This is a genomic window from Citrobacter sp. Marseille-Q5395 (assembly GCF_947057495.1).
Taxonomy (GTDB): Bacteria; Pseudomonadota; Gammaproteobacteria; order Enterobacterales; family Enterobacteriaceae; genus Citrobacter; species Citrobacter murliniae.
The window spans coordinates 22377-35412 of the sequence record NZ_CAMSEL010000014.1 but is presented as its reverse complement, the minus strand read 5'-3'; the positions used below and the strand labels follow the sequence as shown (position 1 = coordinate 35412).

Annotated in this window: 9 protein-coding genes and 3 tRNA genes; 4 read left to right on the top strand and 8 right to left on the bottom strand. The window is 51.8% G+C overall.

The features are described 5' to 3' along the window. Nucleotides 1–3 precede the first annotated feature (3 nt). From amiB to nnr, 3 genes are read right to left on the bottom strand one after another with little or no spacing between them, the layout of a single operon-like run. Nucleotides 4–1332: an N-acetylmuramoyl-L-alanine amidase AmiB gene (gene amiB / locus OH663_RS16195; RefSeq protein ID WP_136345328.1), complete on the bottom strand. Its 1329-nt coding sequence runs from the start codon at nt 1330–1332 to the stop codon at nt 4–6. A gap of 16 nt (nt 1333–1348) precedes the next feature. Further along, a complete protein-coding gene (gene tsaE, locus OH663_RS16190; protein ID WP_045438937.1) occupies nt 1349–1810 on the bottom strand; it encodes a tRNA (adenosine(37)-N6)-threonylcarbamoyltransferase complex ATPase subunit type 1 TsaE in 462 nt (153 codons plus the stop codon). Further along, nucleotides 1782–3329 (bottom strand): bifunctional ADP-dependent NAD(P)H-hydrate dehydratase/NAD(P)H-hydrate epimerase, encoded by a 1548-nt coding sequence (gene nnr / locus OH663_RS16185; RefSeq protein WP_048222332.1) that lies wholly within the window; start codon nt 3327–3329, stop codon nt 1782–1784. Before nnr ends, tsaE begins: the two co-directional genes overlap by 29 nt. Between nnr and queG the strand changes: the two genes are divergently transcribed. Further along, nucleotides 3328–4467, top strand: a complete 1140-nt coding sequence (queG, locus tag OH663_RS16180) for a tRNA epoxyqueuosine(34) reductase QueG (protein ID WP_200012431.1) — start codon at nt 3328–3330, stop codon at nt 4465–4467. The two genes, nnr and queG, sit on opposite strands and share 2 nt — an antisense overlap. Nucleotides 4468–4736: 269 nt before the next feature. Here the strand turns inward: queG and OH663_RS16175 are convergent. From OH663_RS16175 to orn, 4 genes are all read right to left on the bottom strand, one after another. After that, nucleotides 4737–4812: transfer RNA gene (locus OH663_RS16175), tRNA-Gly, on the bottom strand. A 37-nt stretch (nt 4813–4849) separates the two neighbouring features. Beyond that, nucleotides 4850–4925 (bottom strand) — tRNA-Gly (locus tag OH663_RS16170). A gap of 37 nt (nt 4926–4962) precedes the next feature. Next, nucleotides 4963–5038 (bottom strand) — tRNA-Gly (locus tag OH663_RS16165). Nucleotides 5039–5237: 199 nt separating this feature from the next. Then, nucleotides 5238–5783, bottom strand: coding sequence for an oligoribonuclease (gene orn / locus OH663_RS16160; RefSeq protein ID WP_045438928.1), 546 nt, complete (start codon nt 5781–5783; stop codon nt 5238–5240). A gap of 218 nt (nt 5784–6001) precedes the next feature. On the opposite strand from orn, the gene rsgA reads away from it, so the two are divergent. The 3 genes from rsgA to mscM all read left to right on the top strand — a co-directional run bounded on the left by rsgA (nt 6002) and on the right by mscM (nt 11447). Further along, a complete protein-coding gene (gene rsgA / locus OH663_RS16155) occupies nt 6002–7054 on the top strand; it encodes a small ribosomal subunit biogenesis GTPase RsgA (protein ID WP_190284551.1) in 1053 nt (350 codons plus the stop codon). A 92-nt stretch (nt 7055–7146) separates the two neighbouring features. Beyond that, nucleotides 7147–8115, top strand: a complete 969-nt coding sequence (asd, locus tag OH663_RS16150) for an archaetidylserine decarboxylase (RefSeq protein WP_045438907.1) — start codon at nt 7147–7149, stop codon at nt 8113–8115. Nucleotides 8116–8132: 17 nt separating this feature from the next. Further along, nucleotides 8133–11447, top strand: a complete 3315-nt coding sequence (mscM, locus tag OH663_RS16145; RefSeq protein ID WP_136345329.1) for a miniconductance mechanosensitive channel MscM — start codon at nt 8133–8135, stop codon at nt 11445–11447. A gap of 49 nt (nt 11448–11496) precedes the next feature. Here the strand turns inward: mscM and yjeM are convergent, their stop codons facing one another. Continuing rightward, nucleotides 11497–12999: a glutamate/gamma-aminobutyrate family transporter YjeM gene (yjeM, locus tag OH663_RS16140; protein WP_045438901.1), complete on the bottom strand. Its 1503-nt coding sequence runs from the start codon at nt 12997–12999 to the stop codon at nt 11497–11499. Between the last annotated feature and the right edge of the window lie 37 nt (nt 13000–13036).

The window sequence follows — 13036 nt, the reverse complement described above, 5'->3', positions numbered from 1 at the left end:
TCCTTAATTTGTTAACGTATCACCCGGCGATACAGCGCTGGCTGTTTGTGACGGTGCGCCCTGCGGCCCCGTTTGCATAGGGTGCGCCAGGAAGTAGTTACGCAACCCTTTATAAATCGCCTCTGCCAGTTGCTGCTGATAATCATCGCTCGCCAGCAGGCGCTCTTCACTGTTGTTACTGATAAAACCGGTTTCAACCAGTACTGACGGGATATCAGGCGAGCGTAATACGCCAAGGCTGGCGTGCTCTGGTCGACGTTTGTGCATCGAACCAATACGCTCTAACTGGCCGATCATACTGGTCGCCACATCATACCCTACACGCTGTGAATGACCGAACTGCAGGTCCAGCACCGCCTGGCTTAAGTACGGATCGGACTGACTGTTTGCCAGCACATCCCCCGCACCACCCAACAGCTCAGATTGCTTCTCATGCTGTTCCAGCCAGCCGGCCATTTCACTGTTGGCACGACGGTTTGACAGTACCCACACGGAAGCGCCGGTGGCATCCCGGTTTGGTGCAGCATCCGCATGAATAGAGACCAGGAAATTGGCATTTTGTTTACGAGCGACGTCAGAACGCCCCATCACCGAAATGAAGTAATCGCCATCACGGGTAAGCACGCCTTTAAACATCGGGTCGTCATTCAGCAAGCTACGCAGCTTACGCGCAACCGCGATAGTGACGTTTTTCTCCCGCGTACCGCCAGGCCCGATAGCGCCGGGATCTTGCCCACCGTGTCCTGCATCGATAGCGATAACGACTTTATCGCCATTGTTGTTGGTCGCCCGGGCGGCAGGTCGCGTGACCGTATTGCTGTTGGTCACGGCAGTTGTACGATTGCTTTCCGTTTTAAACGGATTGCGTGCAGGCTCAACCGAACGCGGGGCAACAACCGGCGCTTCAACACGCTTCACGACCACTGGTGGAGGTGGAGGCGGTGGAGCATCGGCTTTGATCGTAAACACGACAGTATAGTTACCACCGTTTTGCCGTTTCACGGCTTCAGCTTTCCCGTTTTCGGTTAAATCGACGACCAGCCGCAGAGACTGCGCGTCATTCGGCGTGCCGGAGCGGATCGCCTTCACCAGATTATTGCCACTAAACAGCAGCGGTAATCCCTGAATCACACCGGATTGTTTGATATCCAGCGCGACAGTTCGTTTCCCGTCCTGCGATACGCTGTATTCAGGATCGCCAATAAAACTTAACGTGATCCGCGCCTGTTGGTCGCCGTTGGAAACCTGAAGATCCGAGAGGCTGGCGGCCCCTGCCTGCGCGCACAGCAGGACCAGGGTTGCCATCAGCCAGTTTCTGATGCGATAAATCATCCCGCCACCCTTAAGATTAATCGGCTAAACGCGCCAGCAATAAATCACCCGATGAGGAGACGGCACTTACGCGCGCCTCCCGACCTTGCGCCTGGTACTCAATGTGTATTTCGACGTCCGGGTCAGGAAGCACACCTTTACCTTGTTGCGGCCATTCCACCAGGCAAATTGCATCATTGGCAAAATAATCTCGGATCCCCATAAACTCCAATTCTTCCGGGTCCGCAAGTCGATACAGATCGAAGTGATACACCATCAGGTTATCGAGTGAATAGGGTTCAACCAGTGTGTAGGTGGGGCTTTTTACATTGCCTTTGTGACCCAACGCCTGCAGGAATCCCCGGCTAAAGGTGGTTTTACCCGCACCCAGATCGCCGTACAAATAAATAACAGTTGCGCCGTCACAGGCGTTGGCTACCCGCAGTCCCAGGTCTAAAGTCGCCTGTTCATCAGGTAGCGGAATTACTCGATTCATCATGATAAACGTCAATCACATCAGGGTTAACAATACGCTGTAGCGTGGTAAAGAGATCTGTCGCCAGCATGCCGCGAGTTCCAAAACGCGCTGCCAGCACATCCGCCGCCGCACCGTGCGCGACACATCCTGCACACGCTGCATCATACGGGGTAAGCTTCTGTCCGAGCAATGCACCAATAATACCGGAGAGCACATCGCCCATACCGCCGCTGGCCATTCCTGCATTGCCGGCATCAATAATACCCAACGCATTTTGTTCGGAGGCCACAACCGTACCCGCACCTTTCAGCACCACTACACCTCCGTACCGTTTTACCAGACGTTGTGCAGAAAGTAAGCGATCGTCTTCAATTTCTGCTATGGAACAGCCCAGTAGTCGCGCGGCCTCACCTGGATGCGGCGTGATCACGCGATTGTGACGTTTATCGGGGTTGATTGCCAGCAGGTTAAGCGCATCAGCGTCCCAGAGCATTGGTTTACGAAAATTCTCCACTTTTTGCAGCGCTTTTTTGCCCCACTCCTGCTGCCCAAGCCCAGGACCAATGACCACCACATCCGCCCATTCCAGATTTTCCTCCAGCGCATGCGGCGTTAGCGTATCCACCATCAACTCCGGACGGGCAGTCAGGATTGGCGCAATGTTTTCGCTGCGGGTCAGAACTTTAACCAGCCCAGCACCTGCGCGAAGTGCGGCTTCACCGGCCATACGTATTGCACCAGCAGTGCCATGGTCGCCACCAATAATCACCAGTCGCCCATGGGAGCCTTTATGCGATGTCGGTCGGCGCGGCGTTAACCAGTGGGCAAGTTGCGAAGCATCAAAACGCTGAACAGGCACTTCCTGCCCTGCAAGCCAGGTCTCCAGCCCAAGAGCATTAAAATGAAGATGCCCAGTGACATCACGCGCTTTACCGGTTAACAGTCCCGGTTTTAACGCAATAAAAGTGACGGTATGCGCGGCACTCATCACCGCACCTGGCGTCGCTCCTGTCTGCGCCAGCAGACCGGACGGAATATCTATCGCCACCACGGGAGCAGGGTGCGAATTAGCCAATTCGATCAATGCAGCCAGAGGGGCGCGCGGTGCATGTTGTAAGCCGGTACCGAGCAGCCCATCAATAATGACATCCACCTTTTCCGGCCAGATAATATCTGGAGCATGGATAACGCCCCCTGCATTCAGCCAGGCGTCACGCGCCTGCTGCGCCTCTTCAGGGAGAGGCTTGTCACTCTCCTGCGCCAGTAACGTGACGTTAATACCCACCGCTTTGGCAAGCCTTGCGACCACATAGCCATCCCCACCATTATTTCCGTGGCCACAGAGCACCAGCCAGTGCCGGGAGTCCGGGTACGCGTCGCAGGTAACCTTAAATGTTGCCTCTCCCGCTCGTAGCATCAGTTCATAAAGAGTCAGCCCAAGACTGTCTGCTGCCTCACGTTCCGCTCTCTTGATGTCATCGGCGTGCCAGATGGAGTGTGGTATACTTGCGGGGTTTTTCTTCATTGTATGGTCCGTCATGTCAGAGCCCCTCGATCTCAATCAGTTAGCGCAAAATATTAAGCAGTGGGGGCTGGAACTTGGCTTTCAGCAGGTCGGTATTGCCGATACCAACCTTAGCGAAGCCGAACCCAAACTGCAGGCATGGCTGGATAAACACTATCACGGCGAGATGGACTGGATGGCCCGTCACGGCATGATGCGTGCTCGTCCCCAGGAGTTATTGCCCGGGACTTTACGCGTCATTAGCGTACGAATGAACTATCTCCCTGCCAACGCGGCCTTTGCCAGCACCTTAAAGAATCCGACCCTGGGCTACGTCAGTCGATACGCACTGGGGCGTGACTACCATAAACTACTGCGTAACCGCTTAAAAAAACTGGGAGAGATGATTCAGCAACACTGTGTTTCGCTGAATTTTAGACCTTTTGTTGATTCTGCGCCTATTCTTGAGCGTCCACTGGCGGAAAAAGCCGGGCTTGGATGGACAGGTAAGCACTCACTTATCCTTAACCGTGAAGCCGGTTCACTTTTCTTTCTGGGTGAGTTACTGGTTGATTTACCTTTGCCAGTGGATCTGCCAGCAGAAGAAGGATGTGGGAAGTGTGTCGCCTGCATGACCATCTGCCCGACTGGTGCGATCGTTGAGCCGTACACCGTAGATGCCCGTCGCTGCATTTCTTATCTCACCATTGAGCTGGAGGGTGCAATTCCGCAAGAATTTCGCCCACTGCTGGGAAATAGGATCTATGGCTGCGATGACTGCCAGCTCATTTGTCCCTGGAATCGCTATTCGCAGTTAACCGTAGAAGACGACTTTAGCCCACGCAAACAACTCCACGCCCCAGAGTTAATTGAACTGTTTAGCTGGAGCGAAGCGTGGTTTTTAAAAGTCACAGAAGGTTCTGCCATTCGTCGTATTGGTCACTTGCGCTGGCTACGAAATATCGCCGTCGCGCTGGGTAATGCCCCCTGGGATGGGGCTGTTATCAATGCGCTGGAAAATCGCCGAGGTGAGCACCCACTTCTCGATGAGCACATAGAATGGGCGATTGCGCAGCAAATTGAGAAGCGAAATGCCTGCGTGGTTGAAGTGCAACTGCCGAAGAAGCAGCGCCTGGTCAGGGTCATTGAAAAAGGCTTGCCACGTGACGCTTAAGTCATCCACAGCTTGTGTATAAAAATAAAAACACATTGATATTCAAGAGGGAAAAAATCGTCAAGTGATCGCATTAACAGTTTGAAATGATAATTAATTCAACGTATTCAATTAATTACAAAGATACTATTCACCCGGCTAAGTTTTTTGCATTCCAGGAATAATATCCGAACCTGTGGATAAGTCTGTTTACAAGAGTATGTCAAAGACAAAAGAAAACAGCCCCAACGCGATAATTCGTTGTGGATATGTTTATTGAGATAAGAATTTGGAGCGGGAAACGAGACTCGAACTCGCGACCCCGACCTTGGCAAGGTCGTGCTCTACCAACTGAGCTATTCCCGCTTGGGTGTGTCTGTGCTTGATAAGCACTTTCAAATTTTGGAGCGGGAAACGAGACTCGAACTCGCGACCCCGACCTTGGCAAGGTCGTGCTCTACCAACTGAGCTATTCCCGCTTGGGTGTGTCTGTGCCTGATAAGCACTTTCAAATTTTGGAGCGGGAAACGAGACTCGAACTCGCGACCCCGACCTTGGCAAGGTCGTGCTCTACCAACTGAGCTATTCCCGCACAATCTTCGATGAAATTTGTTGCTGTCGTAATTCGCATTTCTGCGTCGTTACGGGAGGCGCATTATACGAGAAATCCGTTTAGCTGCAACCCCCCTGAATACGTTTTTTTTAAAAACTCGTTCAAGTGATTACTTTGCAATCAAGCTGAACAATTTAACGTCAAATACCCGGTTACGCAAGCGCACCGGGCATAGAAATCAAAGCTTAATAAAATGCTCGCGATAGTAAGCAAGCTCAGCAACCGACTCGCGGATATCGTCCATCGCCTGATGCGTTCCCTGTTTTGTGAAACCATCGAGGATCTCTGGCTTCCAGCGACGGGCCAGCTCTTTCAGAGTACTAACGTCCAGATAACGATAATGGAAATACGCTTCCAGTTCCGGCATGTATTTAAACAGGAAGCGGCGATCCTGACCGATACTGTTGCCGCAAATAGGTGATTTCCCTTCCGGAACCCACTCTTTTAAAAATGCTAACGTCGCAAGCTCAGCTTCACGATCACCCATCGTGCTCGCCTTTACGCGCTCCACCAACCCACTACCTGTATGCGTTCTGACGTTCCAGTCATCCATTAATGCCAGCTGTTCATCAGACTGATGTACCGCAATTGTTGGTCCTTCAGCCAGAATATTCAGATTGGCGTCAGTCACCAGGGTAGCGATCTCAATGATGCGATCGCGCTCGGGATCCAGACCGGTCATCTCCAGATCGATCCAAATCAGGTTGTTTTCATTGGCACTCATGCTATTTTCCACCCTTCTTACGTGACGATACGCGAAACCATTCATGCTGCATCAAGGCGGCAAGGAAAGAAACCCTGAGGGCATAGAAAACTATGTGGCCTGGGTTTCTGAGCATAGCCAGTGCTGGGGCAGCGTGAAGGATGAAGCGTATATATTCATCTAAAATTGCGTGTATCATAGATGTTTTGCCCATAATGGGCGATCAGGAGCCAGTACGATTGAGTAAAAATAAACTCTCCAAAGGCCAACAGCGCCGCGTGAACGCAAATCACCAGCGTCGTCTTAAAACGTCCACGGAGAAACCCGACTACGACGACAACTTGTTTGGCGAAACCGCTGAAGGCATTGTTATCAGCCGTTTTGGTATGCATGCCGACGTGGAATCTGCTGATGGTGAAATTCACCGCTGCAACATCCGCCGTACAATTCGTTCGCTGGTTACCGGCGATCGCGTGGTCTGGCGTCCGGGTAAAACGGCAGCCGAAGGTGTCAATGTTAAAGGGATCGTTGAAGCGGTACATGAGCGCACTTCCGTTCTCACACGCCCGGATTTTTATGACGGCGTGAAGCCCATTGCTGCCAACATTGACCAAATCGTTATTGTCTCAGCCATCTTACCTGAACTGTCATTAAATATTATCGACAGGTATCTGGTGGCCTGCGAAACGTTACAGGTTGAGCCAATTATCGTACTCAACAAAATCGATCTGCTGGACGACGAAAGCATGGCTTTCGTAAATGAGCAGATGGATATCTATCGCAATATTGGCTATCGCGTATTGATGGTATCAAGCCGCACAAAAGACGGTCTGAAACCGCTTGAAGAGGCATTGACCGATCGTATCAGCATTTTCGCCGGTCAGTCTGGCGTAGGTAAATCCAGCCTACTCAACAACCTGCTTGGCCTGCAGGAAGAAATCCTGACCAATGATGTCTCCGACAACTCCGGCCTTGGACAACACACGACTACCGCTTCTCGCCTGTACCACTTCCCGCACGGCGGTGACGTCATCGACTCCCCCGGCGTACGTGAGTTTGGGCTGTGGCACCTTGAACCGGAACAAATCACGCACGGCTTTGTCGAATTCCATGATTACCTGGGCCATTGCAAATACCGCGACTGCAAACATGATGCAGATCCAGGCTGCGCTATCCGTGAAGCTGTAGAGAAAGGGGCGATAGCCGAAGTTCGCTTTGAGAATTATCACCGTATCCTCGAAAGCATGGCTCAGGTAAAAACGCGTAAAAACTTTTCTGATACAGACAACTGACAACTAAGCTAAGCATCGCTAGAATCGTCCCCTTTTTTTCAGGATCCGGCCCACACGCTGGATCAGGAACAAATTATGGCCTGGAGGCTACCTTGTTAAACTCATTTAAGCTTTCGCTACAATACATTCTGCCAAAACTATGGCTCACTCGCCTGGCGGGTTGGGGTGCGAGCAAACGAGCAGGATGGCTAACTAAGCTGGTTATCGATCTGTTCGTGAAATATTACAAGGTCGATATGACAGAGGCGCAAAAGCCGGACACCGCCAGCTATCGCACCTTCAATGACTTCTTTGTCCGCCCATTACGTGACGATGTACGCCCTATTAATACCGATCCAAATGTTCTGGTCATGCCGGCTGATGGCGTGATTAATCAACTGGGAAACATCGAAGAAGATAAACTTCTGCAGGCCAAAGGGCATAGCTATAGCCTTGAAGCGCTGCTGGCAGGCAACTACCAGATGGCGGACAAATTCCGCAATGGTACGTTTGTAACCACTTACCTCTCGCCGCGTGATTACCACCGCGTACATATGCCGTGTAACGGTATCCTGCGGGAAATGCTGTATGTGCCTGGCGACCTTTTCTCAGTAAATATCCTGACCGCGCAAAACGTACCGAACCTGTTTGCCCGTAACGAGCGCGTTATTTGTCTGTTTGATACTGAATTCGGCCCGATGGTACAGATTCTGGTTGGCGCAACCATCGTCGGTAGTATTGAAACGGTTTGGGCCGGCACCATTACTCCGCCGCGTGAAGGAGTCATTAAACGCTGGACATGGCCTGCCGGTGAAAGCGAAGGTTCCGTGGCGCTGCTAAAAGGTCAGGAAATGGGCCGCTTTAAGCTCGGTTCAACCGTTATTAACCTGTTTGCACCAGGCAAAGTTAACCTGGTTGAGCAGTTGCAGGATCTTTCGGTCACTAAAATCGGTCAACCGATGGCAATTTCTACCGAGTCTTTCGTAACGCCAGAAGCTGAACCTAACCCACTGCCGAAGGAAGAAATCGAAGCAGAACACGACGTCAGCCCGCTGGTTGATGACAAAAAAGACGAAGGTTAAACATAGGAATCGCTGCTGTGCGCCTGATTATCACTTTACTGATGGCCTGGTGCCTCAGCCTGGGGGCGCACGCTGCGACGGCCCCCGATGCCAAACAAATCACTCAGGAACTGGAGCAGGCCAAAGCGGCTAAGCCCGCTCAGCCAGAAGCCGTTGAGGCGCTCCAGTCCGCGCTGAATGCCCTTGAGGAGCGTAAAGGCTCCCTTGAGCGTGCCGAACAGTATCAGCAGGTTATTGATAACTTCCCCAAACTGTCTGCAACGTTACGCGCGCAGCTTAGCAATCTGCGTGACGAACCGCGCAGCGTGCCGACTGGCCTGACTACTGATGCGTTAAACCAGGAGATCCTCCAGGTCAGCAGCCAGTTGTTGGAAAAAAGCCGCCAGGCCCAGCAGGAACAAGATCGCGCACGCGAAATCGCCGACTCATTAAGCCAGCTTCCGCAACAGCAAACCGATGCGCGCCGTCAGTTAAATGATATTGAGCGACGTCTGGGGGCAGCCAGCAGCAACTCTCCACTGAATCAGGCGATGCAGGCTGAATCGGCCAAACTCAAAGCCCAGGTCGATGAGCTGGAACTGGCACAGCTTTCCGCGAACAACCGCCAGGAACTGGCGCGCATGCGCTCCGAACTGGCAGAAAAACAGAGCCAACAACTCGACGCGTACCTGCAGGCATTACGTAATCAACTCAATAGTCAGCGTCAGCGTGAAGCCGAGCGGGCGCTGGAAAGCACCGAACTACTGGCAGAGAACAGTGCGGGGCTACCAGAAGGCATTGTTGACCAGTTCAAGGTTAACCGTGAGCTGTCTCAGGCCTTAAACCAGCAGGCGCAGCGTATGGACCTGGTCGCCTCTCAACAGCGGCAGGCCACCAGCCAAACGCTGCAGGTGCGACAGGCATTAAATACGTTGCGGGAACAGTCACAGTGGCTTGGTGCCTCGAATATGCTGGGAGAAGCCCTGCGCGCGCAAGTCTCCCGCCTGCCAGAAATGCCTAAGCCTCAACAGCTAGATACAGAAATGGCGCAACTTCGCGTACACCGAATGCGCTATGAAGATCTCCTTAATAAACAGCCGCAGTTGCGCCAGATCCATCAGGCCGATGGACAACCACTTACCGCAGAGCAAGAGCGTATCCTCAACGCCCAACTGCGTACTCAGCGTGAACTACTGAACTCCCTGTTACAGGGCGGCGATACGCTGATCCTCGAATTGACCAAGCTGAAAGTCTCCAACAGCCAACTGGAAGATGCGCTGAAAGAGGTCAATGAGGCAACTCACCGCTATCTGTTCTGGACGTCTGACGTCAGCCCAATATCACTTTCCTGGCCTGTCGACTTAGTCCAGGATCTGCGTCGTCTTATCTCATTAGACACGTTTAATCAGCTTGGCAAAGCCAGCATTATGATGTTGACCAGCAAGGAAACGCTGCTGCCGCTTTTCGCAGCGCTGGTGTTGGTTGGGTTTAGCCTCTATTCGCGTAAGCACTTCACTCGCTTTCTCGAACGATCGTCAGCGCGGGTGGGAAAAGTAACCCAGGATCATTTTTGGCTGACGTTGCGCACAGTGTTTTGGTCGATACTCGTCGCTTCCCCATTGCCGGTACTGTGGGCAACTCTGGGTTATGGTTTGCAGGAAGCCTGGCCCTATCCTCTGGCCGTCGCGATAGGCGATGGCGTTACCGCAACGGTACCAATGCTGTGGGTAGTGATGATTTGCGCTACCTTCGCACGCCCTAACGGTTTGTTCATTGCCCACTTTGGCTGGCCGCGTAACCGTGTCGCTAAGGCAATGCACTATTACCTGATGAGCATCGGACTGATTGTCCCGCTCATCATGGCGGTGATCATGTTTGATAATCTCAATGACCGGGAATTCTCCGCCTCTCTGGGGCGCCTGTGCTTTATTTTGATTTGTGGAGCACTGGCGCTCGTGACCCTGAGTCTGAAACGCGCCGGAATACCGTTATATCTCGATAAAGAGGGCAACGGTGACAACATGGTCAACAGTATGCTGTGGAATATGCTGATGGGCGCACCACTCATTGCGATTCTCGCGGCTGCCGTAGGCTACCTGGCAACGGCGCAAGCACTGCTGGCTCGTCTGGAAACATCTGTAGCTATCTGGTTCTTATTGTTGGTGATTTATCACGTCATTCGCCGCTGGATGCTGATTCAGCGCCGCCGTCTGGCATTCGATCGCGCCAAACATCGACGGGCAGAAATGCTGGCACAACGCGCACGTGGCGAAGAAGAACCGCCGCATTCCACCAGCCTTGAAGGGGCGATTGATGTCGATGAAAGCGAAGTGGACCTTGACGCTATCAGCGCACAATCACTGCGCCTGGTACGTTCTATCCTGATGCTGATCGCCCTGCTTTCGGTTATCGTGCTGTGGTCAGAAATTCACTCTGCCTTCGGCTTCCTGGAGAACATCTCATTATGGGATGTCACCTCCACGGTACAAGGCGTAGAAAGCTTAGAGCCGATAACGCTGGGCGCGGTATTAATTGCGATTCTGGTGTTTATCATCACCACTCAGTTAGTACGTAACTTGCCCGCGCTGCTGGAGCTGGCACTGTTACAGCATCTGGATTTAACACCCGGCACGGGTTATGCCATCACCACCATAACCAAATACCTGCTGATGCTGATTGGTGGCCTGGTTGGCTTCTCAATGATTGGTATTGAGTGGTCCAAACTGCAATGGCTGGTTGCCGCGCTCGGTGTGGGGTTGGGTTTCGGTTTGCAGGAGATCTTCGCCAACTTTATTTCCGGCCTGATCATCCTGTTTGAAAAACCCATCCGCATTGGCGATACGGTGACAATTCGCGATCTTACCGGTAGCGTGACGAAAATTAACACCCGCGCCACCACAATCAGCGACTGGGACCGTAAAGAAATCATCGTGCCCAACAAAGCGTTCATCACCGAACAGTTCATCAACTGGTCGCTATCCGACTCGGTCACTCGTGTGGTGTTAACTATTCCGGCACCGTCGGAGGCCAACAGCGAGGAGGTCACGCAAATCCTGCTTACCGCCGCGCATCGCTGTTCGCTGGTTATCGACACCCCGGCACCGGAAGTCTTCCTGGTTGATCTTCAGCAAGGGATTCAGATCTTCGAATTGCGTATCTATGCCGCAGAAATGGGACACCGCATGCCATTGCGCCATGAGATCCATCAGTTGATTCTGGCGGGCTTCCGTGAGCATGGCATTGATATGCCATTCCCACCATTCCAGATGCGTCTGGAAAGCCTGAATGGTAAGCAAACAGGGAGAACGTTAAGTTCTGCGGGAAGAGGCAGTCGTCCGGCAGGAAGCTTGTAATGGGTGTCTTGCCGGATGGCAGCGCTAACGCGTCTATCCGGCAAGATGATTACTCAGCCGCCCACTCTGGCTCACAGGCCATGCGACGACTGTAGTTCTGATAAATCGCCATGGCCAGCAGTGAGAAGAATATCGGGCCACCTATCATCCACAGCGCACTGTTCCAGTCTCCGGCTTCAATCACTGGCTGGATGATGGTAAATACGTTGGCAAACGTTACCACCAGCACCACCACGCTCGTTGCCAGCAACGTTGCGGCCCGGGTTTTAAAAATCACAAACGGCCTTTCCAGCCCCTCACGGGATTTAAAGAAAGGGAAAGCCAGTGCAAGGAACAGATACGGCAACGTCATTGATACGTTCGCCATCAGCGTCAGTTTGTTATAAAACGCGGAAGCAGTATCGCCACCAAATGAAACCAACAGAATAAACAGGCTCACCAGCAGACACTGCATCCACATTGCCATCGTCGGCATACCCATGGTATTCAGCTTCGTCATTGGCGCAGGCCACAATGCTTTTGGCGTTCCCTGAATAATTGCTTTCAATGGCGAGTAGCTGAGCGTAAAGAAAGCACCGGTATAAGCGAGGAACATGGAAAGCCCAGTGATACGCGCAAACCAAATGCCCATGGTCATCGCAGATTCAGGAGACAAATGCAATGCATTACCCAATGTCACCCCCAGACTTTTCATCAGGATATAAGTAATATTGCCAAGGTTAACTGAGCTATTACTTAATACCTGCTGCCAGTTGGTGCTAACGCCCCATAAAAATATGGCCAGCGAATAACCAATTGAAATCACTATTGCGGCAAAAACAATTCCTTTTGCAAAATTCTTTTCTGGTTTATCCGTTTTATCAACCAGCCCACCCACAGCTTCAATTCCACCATAAGCAAAAATAGCAAATACAACAAATGACAACATGGCCAGACCGGACTGATATCCCGGATTAGGTGAGGAGACAAAATTAATATCCTGCGCAAAGTGACCACCTGTTAATAACAAAATAGCGATACTCGCTAACAACAAAACTAAATTAAGACACATTACGGCAATTCCGCCCACAGCCGTAATACGGGCAATTTTATTAATACCTTTGGAAGCGACACCCGTCACCAAAATCATCCAGCCTACGGCGAGCAACCCAACAACCTGCGTTGGCTCAAGTCCCGCGATACGCCATTGCTGCGTCATATCTGCGCCGAATAAAAAGGTGGAAAAAGGCACCCAGACTTTTGCCGCGGTGCTCACCATCCAAATCACATAAGAGGAGAACCACATAAACGTACCGATAAACGCATAGCGCGGTCCAACGCTATTATTCATCCACGAATAGATCCCCCCTTCTTCTTTACGATAGGCAGATCCCATTTCCGCCATCATTAAGGCAAATGGAATAAAGAATAATAATGCAGAAAATACATACCATGGAATGGCGCTATAACCCATTAAATAAAAAGCTGAAGGGCTATTTGCAAATCCGAAAACTGACGTGAATATCATAAGGATGAGGCCTGACAGGCTCATCTTCTTTATTGTTTGGGTCATTAAACTATCCCTTACTCTGGAACGCGCAGGTTAAACC

What these genes read in the sequence shown, in the direction of transcription:
- amiB (WP_136345328.1), bottom strand. Translation starts at nt 1,332, where the DNA reads ATGATTTATCGCATCAGAAACTGGCTGATGGCAACCCTGGTCCTGCTG.
- tsaE (WP_045438937.1), bottom strand. Translation starts at nt 1,810, where the DNA reads ATGATGAATCGAGTAATTCCGCTACCTGATGAACAGGCGACTTTAGAC.
- queG (WP_200012431.1), top strand. Translation starts at nt 3,328, where the DNA reads ATGTCAGAGCCCCTCGATCTCAATCAGTTAGCGCAAAATATTAAGCAG.
- nnr (WP_048222332.1), bottom strand. Translation starts at nt 3,329, where the DNA reads ATGACGGACCATACAATGAAGAAAAACCCCGCAAGTATACCACACTCC.
- orn (WP_045438928.1), bottom strand. Translation starts at nt 5,783, where the DNA reads ATGAGTGCCAATGAAAACAACCTGATTTGGATCGATCTGGAGATGACC.
- yjeM (WP_045438901.1), bottom strand. Translation starts at nt 12,999, where the DNA reads ATGACCCAAACAATAAAGAAGATGAGCCTGTCAGGCCTCATCCTTATG.